The following is a 24,826-nucleotide window of genomic DNA, read 5'->3' as shown; positions in this document are numbered from 1 at the left end:
TTCCGGGCTCCGCTACTCGACGAACAGGCCGGCCAACGTCTTCTTCCCGCGGCGCAGCACCGCCATCCGGCCCGCCAGCAGCGAATCGGCCAGCGAGACCTCGCCGTCGTCGATCTTCACGTTGTTGAGGTAGACCCCGCCCTGGGCAATCGCCCGCCGCGCCTCGCTGAGGCTCGCCGTGAGTCCCGTGTCGACGAGCGATTGGGCGACGGTCGCCGTCGGAGCCGTCGTCGTGTTGGGTAGCTCGCGCAGCGCGGCCTCGAGGGTATCGGCGTCGAGGGCCTCGAGCTCCCCCTGACCGAACAGCGCCTCCGATGCGGCGATCGCGGCATCGGTCGCCTCCACACCGTGCACCAGGCTCGTGACCTCGTAGGCCAGCCGTCGCTGCGCCTCGCGCTTGTACGGCTCGTCGGCCACGGCCTGCTCCAACCGCTCGATCTCGGCGCGCGTGAGGAACGTGAACACCTTGAGGCGGGCGATCACGTCGGCGTCGTCGGTGTTCAGCCAGAACTGGTAGATCGCGTAGGGGCTCGTGAGCGTGGGGTCGAGCCAGATGGCGTTGCCCTCGCTCTTGCCGAACTTGGTGCCGTCGCTGTTCGTGATCAGCGGGGTGCCGATCGCGTGCGCGGCGACGTGCTCGACGCGGCGGATGAGGTCGGTTCCGCTCGTGAGGTTGCCCCACTGGTCGCTGCCGCCGGTCTGCAGCACGCAGCCGTACTGGCGGTAGAGCTCCAGGAAGTCCATCCCCTGCAGGATCTGGTAGCTGAACTCGGTGTAGCTGATGCCCTCGTCGGAGTTGAGGCGCGCGGCCACCGCATCCTTCTTGAGCATGGTGCCCACGCGGAAGTGCTTGCCGATGTCGCGGAGGAAGTCGATGGCCGACAGCGGGTGGGTCCAGTCGAGGTTGTTGACCAGCCGGACGGCGTTGGCGCCCTCGGAGCTGAGGAACCGCGACACCTGGTTCTGCAGGTAGCCGACCCACTCGGCCACCGTCTCGCGCGTGTTCAGGGTGCGCTCGGCGGTGGGACGCGGGTCGCCGATGAGACCGGTGGAGCCGCCGACCAGGCCGAGGGGCTTGTGCCCGGCGAGCTGGAGTCGGCGCATGGTGAGCAGCTGCACGAGGTTGCCGAGGTGCAGACTGGGTGCGGTCGGGTCGAAACCGCAGTAATAGGTGACCGACTCGCCCGCGAGGAGCTGTTTCAGCGCTGCTTCATCCGTCGAGACGTGGATGAGCCCGCGCCACTTCAGCTCATCCCAGACGTCGTCGAAAGACGGGTCGTTGGTCTGTGCGTGGAGGATCTCTGAGTCGGACACGGGATCAGGCTATCAGCGGAGGACTGCAGGCCTGATCTCACAGTGATCAGGTTTACAGGCCTGATTATCGGTGCATCAGGATCAGAGACCTGATAGACTCCGGATCAGGTGTGAAAGCCTGATCGACGAGAGGAGATCATCGTGTTCGTCATCACCGCCGACCAGGTCGACAGCAGGTCGGAGCCCGACATCGTCGGAGAGACCCTCGGCCAGCTCAACGAGAGCTACGGAGACCGGCTCGCGTTGCCCGTCGACCGCAACGCCGGAGACGAGATCCAGGCCCTCACCGCCGACGCCGCAACGGCCCTCGATCTCATCCTCGCCCTGACGCGTCGCGGCGCCTGGAGCGTCGGACTCGGCAGCGGCGACGTCCGCACACCGCTGCCGGCCGAGACCCGCGAGGCGACGGGCGACGCCTTCATCGCCGCACGGTCGGCGGTGACGCGAGCCAAGCGGATGCCCACCCGTTTCGCCGCGGACGCGATCGTCGAACCGCAGGCCGCCGAAGACGCCGAAGCGATCGTCAACCTCCTGCTCAGCCTGCGGGAAAGCCGCTCCCCGGCCGGCTGGGAGCTCTACGACCTCGTGACGACCGGCCTCACGCAGGCGGAGGCCGGCGCCCGGCTCGGCATCACCCCGCAGTCGGCGAGCGATCGAGCGCGCGCGGCCGCCCTCCGTGTCGAGCTGGCGGCGATCGGACCGCTGACTAGGCTGTTGACGAGCCTCGACGACGCCCAGCTGCGAACGGACCCTGCATGATCCCGAATCTCCAACCACTCTTCGCCACGGTCGGCCCTGTGCTGGCCTGGTGCGCGGTGCTGATCCTCGTGATCGCCTCGCTCTGCTGCATCCTGTTCACGATGCGCTCCCCGCGGCGTCCCCTCGTCTATGTGGCGACCGGACTGCTCGGGCTCGCGCTGATCATTGTGGCGCTGCCGACGCCGGACGCCCCCGTGCTGTTCCGCGTGCTGATCGGCCTGGTCGTGCTCGCCCTCAGCGTGACCGGCGGCGGCCCGGCATCGCAGCTGGTGCTGGCCCTGGCCTCGCGCGGCGCCGTCCCCGGGGTGCACGGCGGCATCGTGATCGCCGAGACGGCCACTCCCCAGCAGCAGGCCGCGGGCGTGCAGCCCACCCAGGAGGTGCTGCGCGGCGGGACGACGATCGGGTATCTCGAGCGCTTCGCTGCGACGGGCGCGATCATGGCCGGTTTCCCCGAAGCGCTGGCTGTGCTGATCGCGATCAAGGGCGTCGGCCGCTTCACCGAGCTCGAAGCTCCGGAGGCGCGCGAGCGGTTTATCATCGGCACGCTCACCAGCCTCATCTGGGCCTGCGTCTGCGCCGGCGTCTTCCGCCTCACCTTCGCCTGAGCGAGCACCCGCAATCGAGTCCGAACTTGTTGCGCTCGACACGCCGCTCTCGGGTGCAACAAGTTCGGACTCGAGTGCGTGCGGGTCAGGTGTGGGACTTGGGGTGGCGCTTGTAGGGCGAGACCGTCGGATCGCCGTCGAGCCAGAAGCGCCAGGGGAACGCGTCGCCTCCGCCGGCGCCGGAGACCCCGGTGCGCGGTCCCGAGACGAACGGCAGTGCCACCCGCGGCAGCTCGAGCGAGAACGGCGGCGCGTACAGATCCGCGCCGTTCTCCTCCAGCCGGATGCCGGCGGCCACCACGAGCCGGGCGGGCCCCCTGGCGAGATCGCGATCGCTGACCACGCGCACCGGACCGTTCTCGGCCCCGCCGGAGGATGACGCCCGCGACCGCCGCGCCCGCGCCAGTTCGCGCCCTTCGACGACCTCGGCCGCCCGCAGCAGCACGGCCGTCGCCTCGCCTTCCGGTGAGCAGACGACGTTGGCGCAGACGTGCATACCGTACGTGAAGTAGGCGTACATGAACCCCGGCGGCCCGTACATCACGGCGTTGCGCTTCGTGCGCCCCCGGAAGGCGTGCGACCCCGGGTCGACGCCGTCGCCCACATACGCCTCGACCTCCGTGATGCGCAGGCCGACCTCGCCCTCCGGGGTGTCGTGCCGGAGCACCGCACCGAGGAGCAGCGGGGCGATCTCCAGCGACGACGCCTCGAAGAAGCTCCGTTCCGGCCGGTACAGCCCGGCGTCGTCCGTCGTCACGTCAGAGACTCCCCGAGCATCCGGATGCGTTCGCCTGCGTCAGAAGATCCGGCCGCCGGCGACCACCGTGGCGATCAGCCCGCCGACCACCACGACCACCGCGACGACCACGATCGCCGGGATGATCCACTTCTGGCGCGGCGGCTTGCGGTTCGACAGTCCGGGCATCAGACCAGGTCCCTTCTGACCGACGGAACGGAGGCAGCGACAGCGCGCACCCGCTCGGTGAGTGCGGCGAGCTGCTCCGCGACGCGCTGAGGCGCCGTGCCGCCGACGTTGTCGCGGCTCGCGACGGAGCCCTCGATGGTCAGCACGGAGCGCACCTCCGGCGTCAGGTGCGGCGAGACGGAGGCCAGCCCCGCGTCGTCCACCTCGCTCAGCTCGATGCCCCGCTCCTCGGCGTACTTGACCAGGTTCCCCGTGATCTCGTGCGCGTCGCGGAAGGGCACCCGCTGCTTCACGAGCCACTCCGCCACGTCGGTCGCGAGCGAGAAGCCCTGCGGGGCGAGCTCCGCCATCCGGTCGGTGTGGAAGCGCATCGTGGCGACCATGCCGGTGAAGGCGGGCAGCACGACCTCGAGGGTGGTGACGGCGTCGAACACCGGCTCCTTGTCCTCCTGCAGGTCGCGGTTGTACGCCAGCGGCAGGCCCTTGAGCGTGCTGAGGAGCCCGGTGAGGTTGCCGATCAGGCGCCCGGCCTTGCCGCGCGTGAGCTCGGCGATGTCGGGGTTCTTCTTCTGCGGCATGATCGAGGACCCGGTGGAGTACGAGTCGTCGAGGGTGACGAACCCGAACTCGCGCGTGTTCCAGAGGATGATCTCCTCGGCGAACCGGGAGAGATCGACGCCGACCTGCGCGGCGACGTACGCGAACTCAGCCACGACATCGCGGGCGGCGGTTCCGTCGATGGAGTTCTCGGAGCTCCGCGCGAAACCCAGCTCCCGGGCGACCAGCATCGGGTCGAGGCCGAGCGTCGAGCCGGCCAGGGCTCCGGACCCGTACGGCGAGACGTTCGCCCGCGCATCCCAGTCGGCCAGGCGCTCGAGGTCGCGCACCAGGGGCCAGCAGTGCGCCAGCAGGTGGTGGGCGAGCAGCACCGGCTGCGCGTGCTGCAGGTGCGTGCGCCCCGGCAGGATGGCGGCGGGATGCGCATCCGCCTGTGCCGCGATCGCGTCGATGAGCGCGATGATGCGTTCGGCGATCGCACCGGCGTGATCGCGCAGGTACAGGCGCACCAGTGTTGCGATCTGGTCGTTGCGGCTGCGCCCGGCGCGCAGCTTGCCGCCGAGCTCGGTGCCGGCGCGCTCGATCAGGCCCCGCTCCAGCGCGGAGTGCACGTCCTCGTCGCTCTCGGCGGCCTCGAAGGCCCCGGATGCGACATCCGCGTCGAGCGCGTCGAGAGCGGCGAGCATCCCGTCGAGCTCATCCGGCGCGAGATAGCCCGCGGCGGCGAGCGCCTTCGCGTGCGCCCGCGAACCGGCGATGTCGTACGCCGCCAGCTGCCAGTCGAACTGCGTCGACTTGCTGAGTGCGGCGAGCTCCGGCGACGGACCGCCGGCGAAACGGCCGCCCCACAGGGCGCCCGCCTCGCCGGCCCGGTTGCCGGTCTGATCGTTGTCTGTCACCGCAGCGCCCGCTACTCGGCGGCCAGGTCGCGGCGTGCCGAGATCTTGCTCGGCAGCGACCAGAGCTCGATGAAGCCCTTGGCCAGCGACTGGTCGAACGTGTCGCCGGTGTCGTAGGTGGCGAGGTTGAAGTCGTACAGGCTCTCGGCGCTGCGACGGCCGGTGACCACCGCGCTGCCGGCGTGCAGCTTGAGGCGGATCTCGCCGGTCACGTGCTTCTGGGTCTCGTCGATGAACACGTCGAGGGCGCGCTTGAGGCCGGAGAACCAGAGGCCGTCGTAGACGAGCTCCGCCCACTTGGACTCGACGGTGCGCTTGTAGCGGGCGACGTCGCGCTCGACCGTCATGTTCTCGAGCTCTTCGTGCGCGGCGATCAGCGCGATGCCGGCAGGCGACTCGTAGACCTCACGGCTCTTGATGCCGACGAGGCGGTCCTCGACGATGTCGATGCGGCCGACACCCTGGCCGCCGGCGATCCGGTTCATGATCTGAACGGCCTCGAGCGGGGTGATCGACTTTCCGTCGATGGCCACCGGAACGCCCTCGCTGAACGCGATGACGACCTCGACCGGCTCGCGGGTGACGGCGGGGTCCTCGGTGTAGGTGTAGAGGTCTTCGATCGGGGCGTTCCACGGGTCCTCGAGGAAGCCGGTCTCGACGGCGCGACCCCAGACGTTCTGGTCGATCGAATACGGCGACTTCTTCGACTGCTCGATCGGCAGGTTGTGCTCGGCCGCGTACACGATGGCCTTGTCGCGGGTGAGGGCGAAGTCGCGCACCGGGGCGAGCGAGGTGAGGTCGGGCGCGAGCGCGGCGACCGCGGCCTCGAAGCGCACCTGGTCGTTGCCCTTGCCGGTGCAGCCGTGGGCGACGCTGTCGGCGCCGAGCTCCTTGGCGGTCGCGGCGAGGTGCTTGGCGATCACCGGACGGCTGAGCGCCGAGACCAGCGGGTAGCGCTTCTGGTACAGGGCGTTGGCCTTGAGCGCCGGCATGATGTAGTCGTTCGCGAACTCGTCCTTCGCGTCGACGACGACCGACTCGACCGCGCCGCAGTCGAGCGCGCGCTGGCGGATCGCCTCCATGTCCTCGCCGCCCTGGCCGACGTCGACGGCCAGCGCCACGACCTCTTTACCGGTGGCGTCCTTCAGCCAGCCGATCCCGACCGAGGTGTCGAGTCCGCCCGAGTACGCGAGAACAACACGTTCCGCCATGATTCTCCTTCAGCTTCTTGTTTCTCTTCGAGTGTAGGTTCCGGGCCCCGGCGGGACCCGGGGGTTCAGGCCTGGCGCAGGAGCCAGACGAGCAGGGCCTTCTGGGCGTGAAGGCGGTTCTCCGCCTCGTCCCAGATGACGCTCTGCGGTCCGTCGATGACCTCGGCGGTCACCTCGTAGCCGCGGTCGGCCGGGAGGCAGTGCATGAACAGCGCATCCGGCTTCGCGAGCGCCATCACGGCCGAGTCCACCTTGTAGCCGCCGAACACGGCGATGCGCTGCGCTTTCTCGTCCTCCTTGCCCATCGACACCCAGGTGTCGGTGACGATCACGTCGGAGTCCGCGGCCGCCTCGTTCGGATCGGTGAACAGCGCGACCGATCCCCCGGTCTCCGCGGCGATGCGTTCGGCGTCGGCGATCACGGCGGCGGAGGGCGCATAGTCCGCGGGAGACGCGATGCGCACGTGCATCCCGGCGGTGACACCGGCGAGCACGTAGGACTGGCCCATGTTGCTCGCGCCGTCACCCAGGAAGGTCAGGGTGAGGCCGGCGAGTTCGCCGCGCTTCTCCTTGATGGTGAGCAGGTCGGCCAGGAGCTGGCACGGGTGGAAGTCGTCCGAGAGCGCGTTGACGACCGGCACGGTGGTACCGGCTGCCATCTCCTCGAGCCCCGACTGCGCGTACGTGCGCCAGACGATCGCCGACACCATCCGCTCGAGGACGCGTGCCGTGTCCGACGGGGTCTCCTTGCCGCCCAGCTGGCTGTTGGCGGTCGAGATGATCAGCGGGCTTCCGCCGAGGTCGGCGATCCCGACCGCGAACGAGACGCGGGTGCGGGTGGAGGACTTGTCGAAGATCACGGCGACCGTCTGGGGGCCTTCGAGCGGCTTGCTGCCGAAGCGGTCGGCCTTGAGCTGCTCGGCCAGCTCGAGGATCTCCGCCTGCTCGGCGGGGCTGATGTCGTCGTCGCGCAGAAAATGCCTGGTCATGTCTTTCTTTCGTTCGAGGGGTCTAGAGGGACGCGAGAGCGCGGCCGAATCGTTCGCGGAATCCGCTGAGCTCGTCGTCTCCCACGATGAGCGGCGGGGCGAGCCGGATGCTCGACTCGTTGGGGGCGTTGATGATGAGGCCGTTGGCGAGCGCCGCATCCGAGAGGCGGTGCGCCTCGCCGTCGGTGAGCCCGATGCCCACCAGGAGGCCCTGGCCCCGCAGTTCGCCGATCAGCGGCGAATCGAAGCTCCGGATGATCGCCCGCAGCTCATCGCCGCGCCGGGCGGCGTTCTCGACCAGCCCCGCGTCCTCGATCTCCTTCAGCACGGCGTTGCCCGCGGCCGTGGCCAGCGGGTTGCCGCCGAACGTGGAGCCGTGCTGCCCGCGCGAGAACAGCTCGGATGCCCATCCGAACGTCACCAGCGCGCCGATCGGCACGCCACCGGCGATGCCCTTGGCGATCGTGACGGCGTCGGGGGTGATGCCCGCGTGCTCGTACGCGAACCACCGGCCCGTGCGCCCGACGCCGGTCTGGATCTCGTCGATGATGAGCAGCGCGCCGTGCTGCTCGGTGAGCTCGCGCGCCCGGCGGAGGAAGCCTTCCGGCAGGTCGAGCACGCCGGCCTCGCCCTTGATCGGTTCGATGAACAGAGCGGCGACATGGTCGTCGATGGCGGCTTCGAGCGCGGCGATCGTCGATTCGATGTGCTCGACACCGCCGGGCAGCGGCTCGAAGGGCGCGCGCATCGGCGGCTTGCCGGTGAGGGCGAGCGAGCCCATCGTGCGACCGTGGAACGCGTTGTTCAGTGCGAGCACCCGGGTACGGTGGCCGTTCCCCTTGTTCAGGCGGGCCAGCTTGAAGGCGGCCTCGTTGGCCTCGGCGCCGGAATTGCCGAAGTAGACCCGGCCCCCCGCGCCCGCGCCCGTGACGCGGGTGAGTCGCTCGGCCAGCTCGAGCTGCGGCGGGGTGGCGAAGTAGTTGGAGACGTGCGCCAGCGTCGCGATCTGCCGGCTCACCGCATCCACCAGCACCGGATGCGCGTGGCCGAGCGAGTTCACCGCGATGCCGCCGAGGAAGTCGAGATACTCCTTGCCGTCGACGTCCCACACGCGGCAGCCCTCGCCGCGGGCGAGCATGACCTTCGGCGTCGCAAGGGTGCGCATCATCGTGTGGCCGAAGCGCGCATTCCAGTCGGCCGTGATGTCGGTGCTGACGTTGCCGTCGGTGCCGACGTTGCCGTCAGTGCTGACGTTGTCGTCGGTGCTGGTGTTGCCGTCGGTACTGTCGGTGCTCACGAGGGCACCACCTCCGTTCCGATGCCGGATTGCGTGAACACTTCGAGCAGGATCGAGTGCGGGACGCGGCCGTCGATGATCGCTGCCTTCGCCACTCCCCCGTCGACCGCCGCCAGACAGGCGGACATCTTGGGGATCATCCCGGACTCGAGCGACGGGAGCAGCTCGCGCAGCTCGGGGGCGGTGATCTCGGAGACCAGGGAGTCGCGGTTGGGCCAGTCGCTGTAGAGGCCGGCGACGTCGGTGAGGATGACGAGCTTGGCGGCGCCGAGTGCCACGGCGAGGGCGGCGGCCGCCGCATCCGCGTTGACGTTGAGGGACTGACCGGGATCGTCGATGTCGGGCGCGATCGAGGAGACGACCGGGATGCGGTCCGCGGCGATCTGCGCGTGCACCGCCGCCGGGTCGACGCCGATCACATCACCGACCAGGCCGAGGTCGACCTCGTCGCCGTCGATGACGACGCCGCGCTTGCGACCCTGGAACAGTCCGGCGTCCTCACCGGAGAGGCCGGCCGAGAGGGGCCCGTGCCGGTTGATGTTGCTCACCAGGTCGCGGTTGATCTGGCCGGTGAGCACCATGCGCACCACGTCCATCGCCTCGGGCGTGGTGACGCGGTAGCCGCCGCGGAACTCCGACGCGATGCCGAGCCGGTCGAGCATGGCCGAGATCTGCGGGCCGCCGCCGTGCACGACGACGGGGTGGATGCCGGCGTAGCGCAGGTACACCATGTCTTCGGCGAAGGCGCGCTGCAGCTCCTCGCTGACCATGGCGTTGCCGCCGAACTTCACCACGATGATCTGCTCGTGGAAGCGCTTGAGCCAGGGAAGCGACTCGATGAGGGTGGCGGCCTTGGCGGCCGCGCTCGCCTGCTCGGCCGCCTCGGCGGGATCGGAGTCGGTGACCGTGCCGGTGCCGGTGTCGGTGCCAGTGCCGGGTTCTGTGTCTGTCGTCGAAGTCATCTCAGCTCGCGTAAGCGCTGTTCTCATGGACGTAGTCGTGGGTGAGGTCGTTGGTGAGGATGGTCGCGGCCGCCTCGCCCGCGTTCAGGTCGATGTGCACGTGCACGGAGCGCGGCGTGAGGTCGACGAGATCGCGCGGCTGATCGGGCTCACCGGCGGTGCAGACCTGCACGCCGTTGATCGCGACATCGATGCCGTACGGGTCGAAGGCGGCGTCCGTGGTTCCGACCGCCGCCAGCACCCGGCCCCAGTTGGGATCGTTGCCGAAGATCGCGGCCTTGAACAGGTTGCTGCGCGACACGGCGCGGCCGACCGTTACGGCGTCGTCCTCCGTGGCCGCGTTGACGACCTCGATGGCGATGTCGTGCGAGGCACCCTCGGCGTCGGCCTGCAGCTGCTCCGCGAGACTCTGGCAGACCTCCGTGAGCGCGGCGGCGAACTCGGCGATGCCGGGCTCGATGCCGCAGGCTCCCGACGCCAGCAGCGCGACGGTGTCGTTCGTGGACATGCAGCCGTCCGAATCGAGGCGGTCGAACGTCACCTTCGTCGCGAGCCGCAGGGCCGTGTCGAGCTGGCCGGAGTCGAGCACGGCATCCGTCGTGATGACGACGAGCATGGTGGCGAGTCCCGGCGCGAGCATCCCGGCACCCTTGGCCATGCCGCCGATGGTCCAGCCCTCGGCCGACACGTGCACGGCCTCCTTGGGCCTGGTGTCCGTCGTCATGATCGCTTCAGCGGCGGCGAGCGCGGCGGCGGCGGATTCCGCGTCGTCGCCGGCCAACGCGAGGGTCGCATCCCACACGCCGGCCTGCAGCTGATCGAGGTCGAGCTGCTCGCCGATGAGACCGGTCGAGCAGACCAGCACGTCGCCGGCCGAGATCTCGAGGCGGTCGGCGACAGCCTCCGCGGTGGCGTGGGTCGTCTGGAAGCCGCGCGCGCCGGTGTAGCAGTTGGCGCCGCCGGAGTTGAGCACGATGGCCTTCACGACGCCGTCGGAGATGACCTGCTCGCTCCACAGCACGGGGTTGGCCTTGCAGCGGTTCGTGGTGAACACCGCGGCAGCCGCGTCGAGCGGACCGAGGTTCTGCACGATCGCCAGGTCGCGCTTACCGCTCGACTTGAGGCCGGCAGCGACCCCCGCCGCGGCGAATCCGGATGCTGCGGTCACGCTCATGGCGCCACTCCGTTCACGTTCAGGCCGGCGGTCTCATCGAGGCCGAGGGCGATGTTGGCGGACTGGATGGCGGCGCCCGCCGTCCCTTTGTACAGATTGTCGAGCGCGAGCACTGCGATCACGCGGCCGGCCGCCTCGTCGACGGCCACCCCGATCAGAGCGGTGTTCGCGCCGAGCACGTCGGCGGTGCGGGGAACGCTCCCGTGCGGGAGCACGTGCACGAAGGGCTCGTCGGCGTACGCCCGCTCCCACGTCTGCTGCACCTGCTCGGGCGTGACGCCCGGCTTGAGGCGTGCGGTCGAGGTGGCGAGGATCCCCCGCGACATCGGCACCAGCACCGGCGTGAACGACACGGTCGGATGGGCGGCGCCCGCCTTGCGCAGGTTCTGCTGGATCTCCGGGATGTGCCGGTGCGTGCCGCCGACCGCATACGGATTGGCGGATCCAAGGATCTCACTCGCGAGGTACATGGTCTTGAGGCTCTTGCCCGCACCGGACGGGCCGACGGCGAGCACGGCGACGATGTCCTCATCGTCGATCAGGCCGGCCGCGATACCCGGCGCGAGCGCGAGGGAGACGGCGCTGGCGTTGCAGCCGGGGGCGGCGATGCGGGTCGCTCCGACGAGGGCGTCGCGCTGCTTTCCGCCGGTGCTGTTCGCGGTGCCGGTCGCGGTGCTGTTCGCGCTGACGACGGGCAGCTCGGGGACTCCGTACGCCCACGCTCCGAAGTAGTCGCCGCCGTAGAACGCCGCCCACGACTCCTCGCTCTCGAGTCGGTGGTCGGCGCCGCAGTCGACCACGAGCGTCTCATCGGGCAGCTGGGCGGCGATCTCACCGGACTTGCCGTGCGGCAGGGCGAGGAAGACGACGTCGTGGCCGGCGAGATTCGACGCGCTGGTCTCGACGAGAGTGAGGTGGGCGAGCGAACGCAGGTGCGGCTGGTGGGCGATCAGTGGCTGCCCGGCGTTCTGATGCGCCGTGACCGTGCGCACCTCGAAGTCGGGGTGGCTTGCCAGGATCCTGAGGAGTTCTCCGCCCGCGTAGCCGGATGCACCGGCGACGGCTACCGAGAAAGTCATGCTTCTACCTTATTGAGTGGACGACAGGGGGCCTCGAGACGGCGGCACCCACGTCGGCCCTCGTCAAGGGTCGCGCCAGCGCCGCCTAGATTCGGCGGTCGCGCAGGCGTCGGCGCAGGGCGCGGGCGGCATCAGCCGAGCGCGTGTCCATGAAGCACCGAGCGAAAAGCATGTCGCCACCCTAGCGCGCCTCCCCGGCCGGGCGCGAATCCGGGTCGCTGCGCGTCTCCGGCCGACGCGCGCCCCCGCAACTCCGGAACACCGACCCGACACCCCGCGCAGAACGGCACAACTCCGGAACCCCCGAGCCCGATGGGCCGCGAGTTCCGGAGTTGTGAACGGGGTCAGTCCCGGATGTGCGCGCCGAAGCGCTCCTCCGCGCGCGCCGCACCAGCGAGCTTCGCCTCCGACGCCTCGGCGGCCGTCAGCGTGCGGTCGTCGGCACGGAAACGCAGCGCGAAGGTCAGCGACTTCGTGTCGTCGGGGAGCCCCGTTCCGCGGTAGTCGTCGACCAGGCGGATGCTCTCCAGCAGCGGCCCGGCGCCCTCGCGCACCGCGCGCTCCACCTCGGCGGCGGGCGTGCTCACCGCCACGACGAGCGACAGATCCTGCGTCGCGGCCGGGAAGCCGGCGATCGTGCCGGCCACGATGTCCGCGGGCGCCACGCTCACGAGCGCGTCCAGGTCGAGCTCGAACACCGCGACCACGCGCGGCAGGTCGAGCTCCTCGGCGAGCGCGGGCAGCAGTTCGCCCGCGTAGCCGACCGACACCGTTGAACCGTCGCGGTCGCGCACCACGAGCTCAGCGGTCCGTCCGGGGTGCAGCGCCTGGTGCGTGCTCTGCACCGGCTCGATCGTCAGTCCGAGCGCGGCACCGGTCTGGGCGGCCATCGTGAGCGCGTCCGCGACGCCGGCGGCGATCGCATCCTGACCGGGCTGCTTGACGATCGTGTGCCCTACCACGAGTCCGGCGAGGTGACGCGGCTGCGGCGGAATGCCCGCGTTCAGGCCTGCGAGCACCTCGTCGCTCGGCAGGGCCGCGCCGACCGGCAGGGTCTCGCTGCCGAAGCGGGCGCCGGCGACCGGGCGGAAGACCGTGCCGATCTCGTAGATCGACAGGTCGACCAGACCGCGGGCGAGGTTGCGCTTGGCGACGTCGAGCAGTCCGGGCAGCAGCGCCGTGCGCAGGTAGGGCGCCGTGGCGTCGAGCGCGTTCGCGATCTTGACGGCGGGTACGCCGCCCGTCTCGGCCGAGCCGAACGTGTCGTTCGCCTTCTCGCTCACGAACGGGAAGGCGAGCACCTCGGTGGCTCCGTTGGCAGCGAGCACCTCGGCGACGGCGCGGCGCAGCTTCTGCTCGCGGCTGAGCCCGCGTCCGGGAGGCGCGACCGGCAGCACCGATGGGATGCGGTCGTAGCCGACGATGCGGGCCACCTCTTCGGCGAGATCCGACTTGTCGCGAAGATCCGGTCGCCACGACGGCGGAACGACCTCGAGCACGTCGCCGCGGTCGGAGACGGCTCCGCCGATCTCGGCGAGCGCGCCGCGGACCTCGTCGTCAGTGAAGTCGGCGCCGACGAGCGAGCCGATGTAGTCCTTCGGCAGGCGGATGGGGGACGGGGCGTCGGCCGCGTCGAAGAGCGAGCCCAGCGCATCCGGATGCCCGCCGGCGAGCTGCTCGAGCAGCTGCACGACGCGCGCGGCCGCCGCGACGGCGACGCGTGGGTCGACCCCGCGCTCGAAACGCTTGGACGCCTCGCTGGGGAGCTTGTGGCGGCGTGCCGTGCGGGCGATCGACACCGGGTCGAAGTTCGCCGCCTCGACGAGCACGCTGCTGGTGCCGGCGCCGATCTCGGTGGAGGCACCGCCCATCACGCCCGCCAGCCCGATGGGGCCGGAGTCGTCGGTGATGAGCAGGTCTTCTTCGTTCAGCGTGCGCGTCTGCCCGTCGAGCGTGACCAGGGTCTCCCCCGGGTGCGCCCGGCGCACGACGATGCCGCCGTGCAGTTTGTCGAGGTCGTACCCGTGGATCGGCTGACCGAGTTCGAGCATCACGTAGTTGGTGATGTCGACGATCAGCGAGATCGACCGGATGCCGGCGAGCTTGAGCCGGGCGATCATCCAGGCCGGTGTCGGTCGGCTGCCGTCGACGTCGCGCACCACGCGCGTGACGAACACGCTCGCGCCCGAACGGCCCCGGATGCCGGAGCGGTCGTCGATGGTCACGCTGAAGCCGGCCGCATGGTCGCCGCTGATGGCGAGCCCCGGCGCGGACGCGGGGTCGCGGAAGGCCGCGCCGGTCGCGTGCGAGTATTCGCGGGCGATGCCGCGGATCGAGAAGGCGTAGCCGCGATCCGGGGTCACGTTGACCTCGACGGCCGTGTCGTCGAGCCCCAGCAGCGAGATGGCGTCGCTGCCGACCTCGGGGTCGAGCCCCAGGGTCGCCAGGCGCAGGATGCCGTCGTGCTCGTCGCCGAGCCCCAGCTCGCGCGCAGACGCGATCATGCCGTCGGAGACGTGCCCGTACGTCTTGCGCGCGGCGATCGGGAACGGTCCGGGCAGCACCGAGCCCGGAAGGGTCACGACGACCTTGTCGCCGGGGAAGAAGTTGCCCGCACCGCAGACGATGCCGTGCACGGCGTCGCCGCCGTCGGCCGCCGTCTCGCCGTCCGGGGCGACCCGCACCTGGCACCACCGGATGGTCTTTCCGTTCGTCTGCGGCTCCTCGACGAAGTCGAGCACCTCACCGACGACGACGGGGCCCGTGATCTCGAACGTGTGGACGTCTTCTTCTTCGAGTCCCACCGACACCAGCGCCGCGTGGACGTCTTCGGCCGTCGTGCCGGGCTCGAGGTCGACGTACTCGCCGAGCCAACTCAGAGGGACGCGCATCAGACCACCATTCCGAACTGCTGGGAGAAGCGGACATCGCCTTCGGCCATGTCGCGCATGTCTTTGACGTCGTTGCGGAACATCAGCGCCCGCTCGACGCCCATACCGAACGCGAAGCCGGAGTAGACATCCGGATCGATGCCCGCCGAGCGCAGCACGTTCGGGTTCACCATGCCGCAGCCGCCCCACTCGATCCAGCGCGCGCCGCCTTTGAAGGTCGGGTGCCACAGGTCGAGTTCGGCGCTCGGCTCGGTGAAGGGGAAGTAGTTGGGACGCAGTCGCACCTTGGCGTCGTCGCCGAACAGCGTCTTGACGAAGTGGTCGAGCGTTCCGCGCAGGTGGGCCATCGTGAGGCCCTTGTCGACGGCGATGCCCTCGGTCTGGTGGAAGACCGGGAGGTGGGTGGCGTCGAACTCGTCGGTGCGGAAAACCCGCCCGGGCGCGATGCGGTAGACCGGCAGCTCGTTACCGAGCAGAGCGCGCAGCTGTACCGGCGAGGTGTGGGTGCGCATCACCATGTGGGCGTTGGTCGGCTCGACGAAGAACGTGTCCTGCATGGCGCGAGCCGGGTGGTCCTCATCGAAGTTGAGGGCGTCGAAGTTGTACCACTCGCTCTCCAGCTCGGGACCCTCTGCGAGCTCCCAGCCCATGCCGACGAACACGTCGGCGATGCGCTCCTGCAGCAGCGACAGCGGGTGACGCGCACCAGGCGTCCAGCGCGTAGGGAGGGCGGTGACATCCACGGCCTCGGCGGCGAGCCTGGCGGCGTCCTCGGCCGCTTGGATCTGTTCCTCCTTGGCGGCGAACGCCTGGTTGACACGGCCCCTGGCCTGGCCGACGAGCTTGCCCGCTGCGGCCTTCTGATCGTTCGGGACGTTGCGCAGGCTCGCGTTCAGGCGGGCGAGCGGCGACCCCTCTGCGGTGTGCTCGCTGCGAACGACCTTGAGCGCGGCGGAGTCGGCCGCGGCGTCGATCGCCGCGAGTGCAGCGGCGACGGCGGCTTCGACCGCTGCTTCGGTGATTTCGGTGGGTTCAGACACGGTACCCAAGTTTAGTGGCGCTCAGCGCGCGTCGGCCTCCGAGTACACCTCGTATGCGGCGTCCCAGAGACCCTCCGGTCGGGCGACGCTCGTTCCGGCGACGGACGCATCCGGCCGCCGCCTTTTCGTTGAGGGGTGGCGAATGCGTCTAAACACGCCGGTACCGGGCGAATTTGCCACCCCTCAATGAAAAGAGACGAAGGGAGACGCGGGGAGACGCAGCGCGTCAGTCGAAGAGCTCGGAGGAGCGCTGCGCGAACGCCGACTCGTAGAGGCAGACACTGGCCGCCGTCGCGAGGTTCATCGACTCGGCGCGGCCGTAGATCGGCACGGTCACGACCCGGTCGACCAGCGTGAGCAGCTCGTCGGGGAGCCCGCGGGCCTCGTTGCCGAAGACCCACGTCGTCGGGCGGGCGAGCTGGCCGTCGGTGCGGGCCGCGAGGAGATCCTCCCCCTTCACGTCCGCCGCGAGCACCTGCAGACCGGCGGCGTGTGCGCGCTCGATCACGTCGTCGAGTGTCGCGCCGACGGCGACCGGCACATGGAAGAGCGATCCCGTCGTCGAACGGACGACCTTGGGGTTGTAGAGGTCGACCGTGCGGCCCGTGAGCACGACCGCGTCGGCACCGGCCGAGTCGGCGGCCCGGATGATCGTTCCCGCGTTGCCGGGATCGCGCACCTCCTCGAGCACCGCCACGAGGCGGGGCTCGCCCGAGAAGATGTCGCGGATCGACGTGGGGAACTGCCGGCAGACCGCGACGAAACCCTGCGGCGTGACCGTGTCGGCCATCGCCTCGAGCACGTGCTCCGTCACGAACTCGACATCGACGCCGGCCTCGACGGCCGTCTGCGCGATGTCGCTGTAGCGCTCCAGCGCTGTCGGCGTCGCGTAGAGCTCGACGACCAGCTCGGGTCGGAACGTCAGCGCCTCGGCGACCGCCTGCGGCCCCTCCAGCAAGAAGAGCCCGGTCTCCGACCGCGCTCCTCGCTTCGCCAGTTTGGCCACGGCCCGAACGCGCGGTGAGCGCGGGTTGTCAAGCATGGCACCAGCCTAGTGGGCGCAAAAGCAATCGAGCCCGACCTCGTTGCGGGCGAAACACAAGGGTTCCGGCCGAACGACGTCGGGCTCGATCGTGAAAGGGTGCGACTATGCCGCTGCGCCGGCCTTCGGTGCCGACGTGTCGGCGGGAAGGGCGTTCTTGGCGGTCTTGACGAGGGCCGCGAACGTGGCGGGCTCGTTGACGGCCAGGTCGGCGAGGATGCGACGGTCGACCTCGACACCGGCCAGACCCAGACCCTGGATCAGACGGTTGTAGGTGAGGCCGTTCGCGCGGCTCGCAGCGTTGATGCGCTGGATCCACAGGCGACGGAAGTCGCCCTTGCGGGCACGGCGGTCACGGTAGCTGTAGACCAGCGAGTGAGTGACCTGCTCCTTGGCCTTGCGGTACAGGCGCGACCGCTGACCGCGGTAGCCCTCTGCACGCTCAAGGATGACCCGACGCTTCTTGTGGGCGTTGACCGCCCTCTTTACTCTTGCCATTTGTCTTTACTTCCTCTTACGTCGGGGTTCTACTTGCCGAGCATCCGGCGGATGACCTTGGCATCCACCTCGGGCACGACCTGATCCTGGTTGAGCCGGCGCTTGCGGTCGCTGGACTTGACCTCCAGGTGGTGGCGCATACCGGCCTGCTGCTTCATGACCTTGCCGCTGCCGGTGATCTTGAAGCGCTTCTTGGCCCCGGAATGAGTCTTCTGCTTGGGCATTACTTCTCCTCGTTCGTCGCCTGGGTCGGCGAACTCTCGTCGGACTGCGCAGAGTCGTCTGCGGCAGCAACCGGCTCCTCAGCAGGGGCGTGAGCCCGAGCCTTGGAGGCGGCACGTTGTGCGTTGGCCTCGGCCTTGGCCTCTGACTTGTTCTTCAGAGGGCCGATGACCATGACCATGTTTCGACCGTCGATGGTCGGGGTCGATTCCACCGAGCCGAACTCGGCGACATCTTCTGCGAAGCGCTGGAGGAGGCGCACACCCTGGTCGGGGCGCGACTGCTCGCGACCGCGGAACAGGATCATCGCCTTCACCTTGTCGCCGGCCTTCAGGAAGCCTTCGGCGCGCTTGCGCTTCGTCTCGTAGTCGTGCTTGTCGATCTTGAGGCGGAACCGGACCTCTTTGAGGATGGTGTTCGCCTGGTTGCGCCGGGCCTCCTTGGCCTTCTGCGCAGCCTCGTACTTGAACTTGCCGTAGTCCATGATCTTCGCGACAGGCGGCTTGGAGTTGGGAGCAACCTCAACCAGATCCAGGTCTGCTTCCTGCGCGAGTCGGAGGGCGACCTCGATTTTGACGACGCCGACCTGCTCACCGCTGGGGCCGACGAGTCGAACTTCGGGGACGCGGATACGGTCATTGGTACGGGGATCGCTGATGCTTTTCTCCTCTGATCAAGCGATGCTTGCTGCCACGCTCCCGTCGGATGACGAAAGCGGCGAAAGAGGATTTTCCACGCACCAACACACTCCTGCGAATCTCTCGCAGGCTTGGTACCACACCCTGACTACCCCCGCGCTTGCGCGCGTTGGCGGAGTGCAACAACCCGGTAACCTTGTAAGCGGTCAAGCGCGGGTGGGAGGAATCTCCACTTTCGTCCGAGACAGATGTCTCGAAGCCCGAGCAATTCTAGCAGAGGAACGCAGTGAGCGACACACCCCCCGTCGAGCCCGCCGGCAGCGAGCCCGTCGACGTCATCGGCGACACGTACGAGGAGACCTACGACGAGGCTCTGCGCGACATCGCCGAGGTGCCGGCGGTCGAGGTCATCACCACCACGGCAGTCCACCTCATGAGCGCGGCAGCGGTCAAGTGCGGGCTCGCCGACGATCCGGATGCGCAGACCGACCTCGACGAGGCGCGCAAGCTCATCGACGCCCTCGCCGGGCTCGTCACGGCCAGCGCGGCGCACCTGGGCGACCAGCACGCGCGCAGCCTGCGCGACGGCCTGCGGTCGCTGCAGCTCGCGTTCCGCGAGGCGTCGCCCATCCCCGACCCGATCGGCAAGGGCCCGGGCGAGAAGTACACCGGGCCGGTCAGCTAGCCGAGCGGTCCGCCGGCGCACGCCGACGCACGGCCGCACGGCCGCGCCGACCCGCGGCGAATGAATGTATAGCCTGGCGTGATGGGATTCACGCCGCCGCCGTCGTTCACCACCCGCCCGACGCTCGAGGGCACCTTCGGGATGTCCGCCTCGACGCACTGGCTCGCAACGGCCAGCGCGCAGGCCGTGCTGGAGCGCGGCGGCAACGCGTTCGACGCCGCCGTCGCCGGCGCCTTCGTGCTGCACGTCGTCGAGCCCCACCTCAACGGCCCAGGCGGCGATCTGGTCGCGATCTTCCAGGCGGGCGACGACGCCTCGCCCACCGTGCTCTCCGGGCAGGGCCCCGCTCCAGCCGGCGCCACCCGCGAGCACTACCTCGGCGAAGGTCTCGACCTCGTGCCGGGATCCGGTGCCCTCGCGGCCGCCGTGCCGGGCGCCGTCGACGCCTGGCTGCTCCTGCTGCGCGATCACGGCACCTGGGAGCTCGCCGACGTGCTCGCGTTCGCCATCAGGTACGCCAGGGACGGGCATCCGGTGCTCGAGCGGGTGGCGCGGACGATCGCCACCGTGCATCGCCTGTTCACCGAGCACTGGACCACCTCCGCCGCGCACTGGATGCCGGAGGGCCGCCCGCCGCGGCCCGGTGAGATCATCGTCAATCCGGCCTACGCCGACGTGCTCGCCCGCCTGATCGACGCCGGCGCCGCCGCGGCCGATCGCGTCGGGCGCATCGACGCCGCCCGCACGGAGTGGAAGACCGGCCACGTCGCCCGCGAGGCGGCGGCCTTCCTCGCACAGCCGCACCGCCACTCCTCCGGCACCGACCACGCCGGGGTGATCACCGTCGACGACTTCGCCGCCTACGACGCGTCGTACGAGGAGCCCGTCACGCTCGAGTTCCGCGGGCACACGATCGCGAAGACAGGCGCGTGGGGCCAGGGGCCCGCGCTGCTGCAGACCTTGGCCATCCTCGACGGGTTCGACTACGACGAGCGCCTCGATCCGTCGAGCGAGCTCGGCGCGCACACGATCCTCGAGGCGCAGAAGCTCGCCTACGCGGATCGCGAGGCGTACTACGGCGACGGCGACGTGCCGCTCGACGTGCTGCTCTCCCCCACGTACGCGGCCGAGCGCCGGGCGCTCATCGGCGACACGGCGTCCGCCGAGTTCCGTCCCGGATCCGTCGCGGGCGTCGAGCCCTTCGTACCCCCGCTGCGCACCGAGTACGGCACCCCCACCGACGGCAGCGCCCGCTCGGCCATCGCCGGCGTGGGCGAACCGACCGTCGCCGTGACGGGAGAGACGCGCGGCGACACCTGCCACATCGACGTCGTCGACCGCTGGGGCAACATCGTCTCGGCCACGCCCTCGGGCGGATGGCTGCAGTCCTCGCCGACGATCCCGTCGCTCGGCTTCTGCCTCGGCACCCGCTTGCAGATGACCTGGCTCGAGGAGGGCTCGACCTCCACGCTGGTTCCCGGGCGGCGACCGCGCACGACGCTGACGCCGACGCTCGTGCTCCGTGACGGACTTCCGGTGACGGCACTGGGATCGCCGGGCGGCGACCAGCAGGACCAGTGGCAGCTGCTCTACCTGCTCCGCACGATCGTCGGCGGATACTCGCCGCAGGCGGCGATCGACGCCCCGGCGCTGCACACGACCTCGCTCGCGGGATCGTTCTGGCCCCGCACCTGGGAGCCGGCCGGCGCCGTCGTCGAGGACCGGCTCGGTGACGCGGTGATCGACGGCCTGCAGGCGCGCGGACACGTGATCACCCGCGCGGGAGACTGGTCGCTCGGGCGGCTCTCGTCGGTCGGGCGCGATCGCGAGCGCGGCGTGCTGACCGCGGCGGCGAACCCCCGGAGCGCGCAGGGATACGCGGCCGGGCGCTGAACCGCCCCTACGACCGGCGGCCGATCGCCTCCCGTACGACCTCGACCGTGCGCTCGACGTCGTCGGGCGACGTGAGCCAGTTGCTCACCGAGAAGCGCAGCACCGCACGCCCCTGCCACTGGGAGGGCGAGCCGTACGCCGTTCCCGACGCGTCGACGGCGGCAGCGACCGCCCGCGTCGTCTCGTCGTCGCCGAACGCGACGCACACCTGCGTGTAGACCACGTCGTTCAGGATGCTCACGCCGGGCACCGTGCGCAGCCCGGCGGCGAGCGCGGCAGCCCCGTCAGCGAGAGTCTGCACGAGGTCGGCGACGCCGTCACGCCCGAGCCGCGCGAGCGCCGCCCAGACGGGTACGCCGCGCGCCCGCCGCGAGAGCTCGAGCACCCTCTGGCTGGGGTCGCCGACGTCGGCACTCGCCGCCAGATAGGCGGCCTGCTGAGTGAAGGCCGAATAGAGCGCTGTCGGGTCGGCGACGATCGCGATCCCCGAGTCGTAGGGGACGTTCAGCGTCTTGTGCGCGTCCGTCGCCCAAGAGTCCGCGCCCGCCATCCCCGCCGTGAGGTGCGAGAGCCCGGGCGTCACCGCGGCCCAGAGCCCGAACGCCCCGTCGACGTGCACCCACGCACCGGCGTCGTGCGCCACCGCGATCGCCGCAGCGAAGTCGTCGAACGCGCCGGAGTGCACATTCCCCGCCTGCAGGCAGACGAGCGCCGGTCCGCTGCCTTCCGCCAGCGCGTCCCTCAACGCATCGACCCGGATGCGACCCTGAGCGTCCGAGGCCACAACGGCCGGCACGCCGAGCCCCGCGTAGCGTCCGGCGTCGTCCACCGAGATGTGCCGTTCCTGCCCCGCGATGAACCGCACCCGGGGCCCGCCCGCCAGACCATCGGTACGCGCATCCCAGCCCGCGCGCCGCAGCACCTCGTCGCGCCCCGCGATCATCCCGACCGCGTTCGCCGTGGTCGCGCCGGTGACGAATCCGACCTCCGCCGACGGCGGCAGGCCGAGCAGGTCGACGAGCCAGCCGCCCGCGAGCTCCTCGGCGGCGACCACCCCCGGCGTGACGGCGCGCATGGCGGCGTTCTGATCCCAGGACGAGACGAGCCAGTCCGCGCCGAGCGACACCGGCTGCGTGCCGCCGATCACCCAGCCGTAGAATCGCGGCGAGTCCATCCGCATGAGTCCGGGTTCGACCGCATCCGCGAGCCGTCGGAGAACAGCGATCGCATCGTCGCCGCGCGCCGGAAGGGATCTGCCGAGCGCATCCTTCACCTCGTCGATACCGGCGCGGGGCGGGATGCTGCCCTCGCGCACGCCGTCGAGCCAGCGGCCGGCGAGCGCTGACGTCTCCCCGAGCACCTCCTCGAAGGTGTCGGCGCGAGGATCGTGCTGATCACCGCTCACCCGGTGGATTCTCCTCCCGCTCCATCCACCGGTCAACGCATTCGTCGGTCAACGCATCCGTCGGTCAACGTATCGGCCGACGTCGCCGCACCGACCCGGCGCGGACTACCCTGGGCGCATGGACGCCGACGCCGTGCGTGCCCTGGCCCTCGCCCTCCCCGAGACGGAGGAGTACGAGCACGGCGGGCTGCCCGCGTTCCGCGTGCGCGGAACGCGCTTCGCCACGATGCTGCAGGGATCGACCGTGCACCTGATGCTCGGCGAACTCGGCATCCGAGAGGCCGTCGCCGCGTGGCCCGAGCACTGCTCGGAGCGCTGGTTCGCCGGCCGGCTCAGCTCCGCGCTCGTCGACTTCGGCACCATCGACCCCGAGCTGATGCGCGAACTCGTGACGGATGCGTGGCTCGCGCGTGCCCCCGCATCCCTCCGTCACCAGGTGGGCGGGTAGCGCAGCTGCCAGCGGACGCGGCGCTCGAGCTGGGCCGCCAGCGACAGCAACGTGCGCTCACCGCCGGGACGCCCGATGAGCTGCACGCCCATCGGTAGCCCGTCCGCGGTCTGCGAGACGGGCAGCACGATCGCCGGGAGTCCGGAGACGTTCAGCATCGAGGTGAACGGCGTGTACTGCACCTGCTGGGCGAAGTTGCGTTCCCCATCATCCGGGTCGTACCAGCCGACCGGTCGCGGCCTCATCGCCATGGCCGGGGTCAGCACGGCGTCGAACGACGACAGCTGCGCGATCAGCGACCGCTCGAAGGCGGTGAGGGCCGAGAGCGCCTCGCTCAGCTCGCGCGCCGAAAGGGCGCGGCCACGGCCGACGAGCCACTTCGTCAGCGGCTCCAGCAGGTCGAGGGCCTCCCCCTCGGCGGGGATGCGCGCCGCACCCGCCTGCCAGATCGTGCGGAAGGCGGGCGCGTACGTCGGGTCCGGCGTGAGCGCGGTCTGCTCGATCCCGTGGCCGATCGCAGTGAACGCGTCCACCGCGGCGTCGAGCGCGGCCAGCGCCTCCGAGTCGATGGTGATCTCGTAAGCGTCGTCCCATGCCGAGGTCGTCATCACCCCCAGCTGGAACCGGCCCTCTCCGCGCACAGCGGTGCCGAGGAAGGGACCGTCATCGTCGTAGGGCGCACGCAGCGTGTAGTGGTGGTCGATGCGGCCGTCGCGTTTGGCGATCATCCCGTCGAGCAGGAGGGCGGCGTCAGCCGTGGTGCGGGCGAGCGGACCATCGACGACAAGCCCGGCCAGCGAGTCGATCCCGCTGCCGGCCGGGACGAGTCCGCGCGACGGTTTGAGTCCGACCAGACCGCAGGCAGCGGCGGGGATGCGGATGGAACCGCCGCCGTCGGAGCCGGGCGCGAACGGCAGCATGCCGCTCGCGACCGCCACGGCCGCTCCTCCGCTGGAGCCGCCGGCGCCGAGTTCTGGGTTCCACGGATTGCGCGCGGGAGGGGCCGCGAGGGATTCGGTGTACGCGGGCAGGCCGAACTCGGGCGCGTTGGTCTTGCCCAGGCTCACCGCACCGGCGTCGTCCATCGTCTGCACGATCTCGTCGGAGGAGTCCGGCACGAAGCCGGCCATCAGACGTGATCCGAAGCCGGTCGGAACCCCGGCGCGCTGCCAGAGGTCCTTGTCGCCGAACGGGAGACCCCACAGCGGGGCGGTCCGGGGCACCTCGGACGCGACGCGGTCGGCTCGCTCGAGTGCCGCATCCCGCGTGACGGTCACGAAGGCGCCCAGCTCGGGATTCAGCCGTTCGATGCGGTCGAGGTAATGGGCGGCGAGTTCGCGGGGCGAGACGTGTCCGGTCTGAAGTTCCTGCCAGAGGGCCAAGGCGGTGAGCTCGTGAAGGTCGGCCATGCATCGAGGCTATCCCCACCGCGCGCGCGGGCGGGGCGGGGCGGCGGCGCGCGGGCGTGCTGGGTCGCGCGTGCCAGGGCTCGCGTGCCGGGGCCCCGCGCCATCCGGATCGCCCGCACTACAGTGATGCCATGGAGGAGCGGGAACCCGTGGAGCAGGTCGTCGCCCGGCGATCGGTGATCCGGGCGGCCGCTCACTACGAGGAGCGTCATCCGGCCTGGCTGGTGGAGCACGCTCTGACCGCCGGCTGGGTCTGGGCCGCGTTCTGGATCGCGCTGCTCATCCCGGCCGACCACTACAGCTGGCACGCCGCGTACTGGTTCGTCATCGTGATCCTCGCGGTGCTCCCGACCTTCGTGGCGACCGTGATCGTGCTCAGCCAGACGCCGCACTCCCACCTGCGCCGGCCGGAATCGGTCCTCGGCCACTTCTTCAGCCGGTTCGCCGCCTACGTCGGCGCCTTCGTCGCCTGGACGTTGTCGGTGGTGCTCAGCGCGACCATCGCGACGCAGCTGCAGTCCGAGGGCAAGAACAACGAGGTCGACACTCTCGGCGTCGGCCTCGGTCTGCTGGTCTCGACCGCCCCCGTGGTCATCCTGTTCCTCTGGCTGCTGCTGATCGTCCGGTACGCCTGGTACCTGTCGCGGCTGCGCGGCTGGCAGGCCCGGCCGCGCAAGACACGCATCCCGACGGCGTTCCTCGCGGACGCGCCGCGCACGCACCGGCTGATCGTCGGGCTGGCGCATCCGGCCCTGCTCGCGGCGACCGGCACGTTCGCTGTGCTGATCGCGCTGCTGCTCTACGTCGACGACGTCACGCTCAACCTCCTCTGAGCCGTCCCCCCGCTGCCGCCGGGCGTCGCCCGCCGCGCACCGGCCGC

Annotated in this window: 24 protein-coding genes; 6 read left to right on the top strand and 18 right to left on the bottom strand. The window is 70.4% G+C overall.

The window, feature by feature from the left end; all coding sequences use genetic code 11:
• Positions 1–12 precede the first annotated feature (12 nt).
• Positions 13–1,314, bottom strand: a complete 1,302-nt coding sequence (gene tyrS, locus PKE84_RS13110) for a tyrosine--tRNA ligase (RefSeq protein ID WP_271177703.1) — start codon at positions 1,312–1,314, stop codon at positions 13–15.
• Between the two features lie 141 nt (positions 1,315–1,455).
• Between tyrS and PKE84_RS13105 the strand changes: the two genes are divergently transcribed.
• Together PKE84_RS13105 and PKE84_RS13100 are read left to right on the top strand one after the other, a co-directional pair.
• Positions 1,456–2,073, top strand: coding sequence for a DNA-binding protein (locus PKE84_RS13105; RefSeq protein WP_271177702.1), 618 nt, complete (start codon positions 1,456–1,458; stop codon positions 2,071–2,073).
• Entirely contained in the window at positions 2,070–2,681 is a 612-nt protein-coding gene (locus tag PKE84_RS13100; protein WP_271177701.1) for a hypothetical protein, read from the top strand. The genes PKE84_RS13105 and PKE84_RS13100 overlap by 4 nt, the downstream gene beginning before the upstream one ends.
• A gap of 85 nt (positions 2,682–2,766) precedes the next feature.
• Here the strand turns inward: PKE84_RS13100 and PKE84_RS13095 are convergent, their stop codons facing one another.
• The 15 genes from PKE84_RS13095 to infC form a co-directional block, all read right to left on the bottom strand.
• The gene (locus PKE84_RS13095; protein ID WP_271177700.1) at positions 2,767–3,438 is read right to left on the bottom strand and encodes a DNA-3-methyladenine glycosylase; all 672 of its coding nucleotides are present in this window, start codon (positions 3,436–3,438) and stop codon (positions 2,767–2,769) included.
• A 39-nt stretch (positions 3,439–3,477) separates the two neighbouring features.
• On the bottom strand, positions 3,478–3,606 hold the full coding sequence (locus PKE84_RS13090) for a hypothetical protein (RefSeq protein WP_271177699.1): 129 nt from the start codon (positions 3,604–3,606) through the stop codon (positions 3,478–3,480).
• Positions 3,606–5,063 (bottom strand): argininosuccinate lyase, encoded by a 1,458-nt coding sequence (argH, locus tag PKE84_RS13085; RefSeq protein WP_271177698.1) that lies wholly within the window; start codon positions 5,061–5,063, stop codon positions 3,606–3,608. The genes PKE84_RS13090 and argH overlap by 1 nt, the downstream gene beginning before the upstream one ends.
• 11 nt (positions 5,064–5,074) lie before the next feature.
• The gene (locus tag PKE84_RS13080; RefSeq protein WP_271177697.1) at positions 5,075–6,274 is read right to left on the bottom strand and encodes an argininosuccinate synthase; all 1,200 of its coding nucleotides are present in this window, start codon (positions 6,272–6,274) and stop codon (positions 5,075–5,077) included.
• Positions 6,275–6,339: 65 nt separating this feature from the next.
• Positions 6,340–7,263: an ornithine carbamoyltransferase gene (gene argF, locus PKE84_RS13075; RefSeq protein ID WP_271177696.1), complete on the bottom strand. Its 924-nt coding sequence runs from the start codon at positions 7,261–7,263 to the stop codon at positions 6,340–6,342.
• Between the two features lie 22 nt (positions 7,264–7,285).
• On the bottom strand, positions 7,286–8,467 hold the full coding sequence (locus PKE84_RS13070; RefSeq protein WP_271177938.1) for an acetylornithine transaminase: 1,182 nt from the start codon (positions 8,465–8,467) through the stop codon (positions 7,286–7,288).
• Positions 8,468–8,556: 89 nt separating this feature from the next.
• Entirely contained in the window at positions 8,557–9,522 is a 966-nt protein-coding gene (gene argB / locus PKE84_RS13065) for an acetylglutamate kinase (RefSeq protein WP_271177695.1), read from the bottom strand.
• 1 nt (position 9,523) lies between these two features.
• The gene (gene argJ, locus PKE84_RS13060; protein WP_271177694.1) at positions 9,524–10,696 is read right to left on the bottom strand and encodes a bifunctional glutamate N-acetyltransferase/amino-acid acetyltransferase ArgJ; all 1,173 of its coding nucleotides are present in this window, start codon (positions 10,694–10,696) and stop codon (positions 9,524–9,526) included.
• On the bottom strand, positions 10,693–11,775 hold the full coding sequence (gene argC, locus PKE84_RS13055; protein ID WP_271177693.1) for an N-acetyl-gamma-glutamyl-phosphate reductase: 1,083 nt from the start codon (positions 11,773–11,775) through the stop codon (positions 10,693–10,695). The genes argJ and argC overlap by 4 nt, the downstream gene beginning before the upstream one ends.
• A gap of 344 nt (positions 11,776–12,119) precedes the next feature.
• Positions 12,120–14,666 carry a phenylalanine--tRNA ligase subunit beta gene (gene pheT / locus PKE84_RS13050; protein ID WP_271177692.1) on the bottom strand — a complete coding sequence of 849 codons (2,547 nt, stop codon included), beginning with the start codon at positions 14,664–14,666 and terminating at the stop codon, positions 12,120–12,122.
• Positions 14,666–15,706: a phenylalanine--tRNA ligase subunit alpha gene (pheS, locus tag PKE84_RS13045; RefSeq protein ID WP_271177691.1), complete on the bottom strand. Its 1,041-nt coding sequence runs from the start codon at positions 15,704–15,706 to the stop codon at positions 14,666–14,668. The genes pheT and pheS overlap by 1 nt, the downstream gene beginning before the upstream one ends.
• Before the next feature lie 226 nt (positions 15,707–15,932).
• A complete protein-coding gene (locus tag PKE84_RS13040; RefSeq protein WP_271177690.1) occupies positions 15,933–16,748 on the bottom strand; it encodes a TrmH family RNA methyltransferase in 816 nt (271 codons plus the stop codon).
• A 105-nt stretch (positions 16,749–16,853) separates the two neighbouring features.
• Positions 16,854–17,246: a 50S ribosomal protein L20 gene (gene rplT, locus PKE84_RS13035; protein ID WP_271177689.1), complete on the bottom strand. Its 393-nt coding sequence runs from the start codon at positions 17,244–17,246 to the stop codon at positions 16,854–16,856.
• Between the two features lie 29 nt (positions 17,247–17,275).
• Positions 17,276–17,470 (bottom strand): 50S ribosomal protein L35, encoded by a 195-nt coding sequence (gene rpmI, locus PKE84_RS13030; RefSeq protein ID WP_271177688.1) that lies wholly within the window; start codon positions 17,468–17,470, stop codon positions 17,276–17,278.
• Positions 17,470–18,126: a translation initiation factor IF-3 gene (gene infC, locus PKE84_RS13025; RefSeq protein ID WP_271177937.1), complete on the bottom strand. Its 657-nt coding sequence runs from the start codon at positions 18,124–18,126 to the stop codon at positions 17,470–17,472. Before infC ends, rpmI begins: the two co-directional genes overlap by 1 nt.
• A gap of 317 nt (positions 18,127–18,443) precedes the next feature.
• Between infC and PKE84_RS13020 the strand changes: the two genes are divergently transcribed.
• Together PKE84_RS13020 and PKE84_RS13015 are read left to right on the top strand one after the other, a co-directional pair.
• Positions 18,444–18,791, top strand: a complete 348-nt coding sequence (locus tag PKE84_RS13020) for a DUF1844 domain-containing protein (protein ID WP_271177936.1) — start codon at positions 18,444–18,446, stop codon at positions 18,789–18,791.
• A gap of 81 nt (positions 18,792–18,872) precedes the next feature.
• Positions 18,873–20,684 (top strand): gamma-glutamyltransferase family protein, encoded by a 1,812-nt coding sequence (locus PKE84_RS13015; protein ID WP_271177687.1) that lies wholly within the window; start codon positions 18,873–18,875, stop codon positions 20,682–20,684.
• A 7-nt stretch (positions 20,685–20,691) separates the two neighbouring features.
• On the opposite strand, the gene PKE84_RS13010 is transcribed toward PKE84_RS13015, so the two are convergent.
• Positions 20,692–22,089, bottom strand: coding sequence for a pyridoxal phosphate-dependent decarboxylase family protein (locus tag PKE84_RS13010; protein WP_271177686.1), 1,398 nt, complete (start codon positions 22,087–22,089; stop codon positions 20,692–20,694).
• Positions 22,090–22,207: 118 nt separating this feature from the next.
• Here PKE84_RS13010 and PKE84_RS13005 point away from each other — a divergent pair, with 118 nt between their 5' ends.
• The gene (locus tag PKE84_RS13005; RefSeq protein WP_271177685.1) at positions 22,208–22,537 is read left to right on the top strand and encodes a hypothetical protein; all 330 of its coding nucleotides are present in this window, start codon (positions 22,208–22,210) and stop codon (positions 22,535–22,537) included.
• Here the strand turns inward: PKE84_RS13005 and PKE84_RS13000 are convergent.
• Complete coding sequence (locus PKE84_RS13000) at positions 22,519–23,946, bottom strand: amidase (protein ID WP_271177684.1); 1,428 nt, start codon at positions 23,944–23,946, stop codon at positions 22,519–22,521. The two genes, PKE84_RS13005 and PKE84_RS13000, sit on opposite strands and share 19 nt — an antisense overlap.
• 131 nt (positions 23,947–24,077) lie before the next feature.
• Here PKE84_RS13000 and PKE84_RS12995 point away from each other — a divergent pair, with 131 nt between their 5' ends.
• Positions 24,078–24,779, top strand: coding sequence for a hypothetical protein (locus PKE84_RS12995; RefSeq protein ID WP_271177683.1), 702 nt, complete (start codon positions 24,078–24,080; stop codon positions 24,777–24,779).
• The last annotated feature ends 47 nt before the right edge of the window (positions 24,780–24,826 follow it).

It is taken from the genome of Leifsonia poae (assembly GCF_027921845.1).
GTDB classification, from domain to species: Bacteria; Actinomycetota; Actinomycetes; order Actinomycetales; family Microbacteriaceae; genus Leifsonia; species Leifsonia poae.
This window is presented reverse-complemented; position numbering and strand designations above follow the sequence as displayed.

What these genes read in the sequence shown, in the direction of transcription:
- PKE84_RS13090 (WP_271177699.1), bottom strand. Translation starts at nt 3,606, where the DNA reads ATGCCCGGACTGTCGAACCGCAAGCCGCCGCGCCAGAAGTGGATCATC.
- rplT (WP_271177689.1), bottom strand. Translation starts at nt 17,246, where the DNA reads ATGGCAAGAGTAAAGAGGGCGGTCAACGCCCACAAGAAGCGTCGGGTC.
- PKE84_RS12995 (WP_271177683.1), top strand. Translation starts at nt 24,078, where the DNA reads ATGGAGGAGCGGGAACCCGTGGAGCAGGTCGTCGCCCGGCGATCGGTG.
- PKE84_RS13040 (WP_271177690.1), bottom strand. Translation starts at nt 16,748, where the DNA reads ATGCTTGACAACCCGCGCTCACCGCGCGTTCGGGCCGTGGCCAAACTG.
- pheT (WP_271177692.1), bottom strand. Translation starts at nt 14,666, where the DNA reads ATGCGCGTCCCTCTGAGTTGGCTCGGCGAGTACGTCGACCTCGAGCCC.
- PKE84_RS13000 (WP_271177684.1), bottom strand. Translation starts at nt 23,946, where the DNA reads ATGGCCGACCTTCACGAGCTCACCGCCTTGGCCCTCTGGCAGGAACTT.
- argF (WP_271177696.1), bottom strand. Translation starts at nt 7,263, where the DNA reads ATGACCAGGCATTTTCTGCGCGACGACGACATCAGCCCCGCCGAGCAG.
- argJ (WP_271177694.1), bottom strand. Translation starts at nt 10,696, where the DNA reads ATGAGCGTGACCGCAGCATCCGGATTCGCCGCGGCGGGGGTCGCTGCC.
- argB (WP_271177695.1), bottom strand. Translation starts at nt 9,522, where the DNA reads ATGACTTCGACGACAGACACAGAACCCGGCACTGGCACCGACACCGGC.
- PKE84_RS13100 (WP_271177701.1), top strand. Translation starts at nt 2,070, where the DNA reads ATGATCCCGAATCTCCAACCACTCTTCGCCACGGTCGGCCCTGTGCTG.
- PKE84_RS13080 (WP_271177697.1), bottom strand. Translation starts at nt 6,274, where the DNA reads ATGGCGGAACGTGTTGTTCTCGCGTACTCGGGCGGACTCGACACCTCG.
- argC (WP_271177693.1), bottom strand. Translation starts at nt 11,775, where the DNA reads ATGACTTTCTCGGTAGCCGTCGCCGGTGCATCCGGCTACGCGGGCGGA.
- PKE84_RS13015 (WP_271177687.1), top strand. Translation starts at nt 18,873, where the DNA reads ATGGGATTCACGCCGCCGCCGTCGTTCACCACCCGCCCGACGCTCGAG.
- rpmI (WP_271177688.1), bottom strand. Translation starts at nt 17,470, where the DNA reads ATGCCCAAGCAGAAGACTCATTCCGGGGCCAAGAAGCGCTTCAAGATC.
- PKE84_RS13005 (WP_271177685.1), top strand. Translation starts at nt 22,208, where the DNA reads ATGGACGCCGACGCCGTGCGTGCCCTGGCCCTCGCCCTCCCCGAGACG.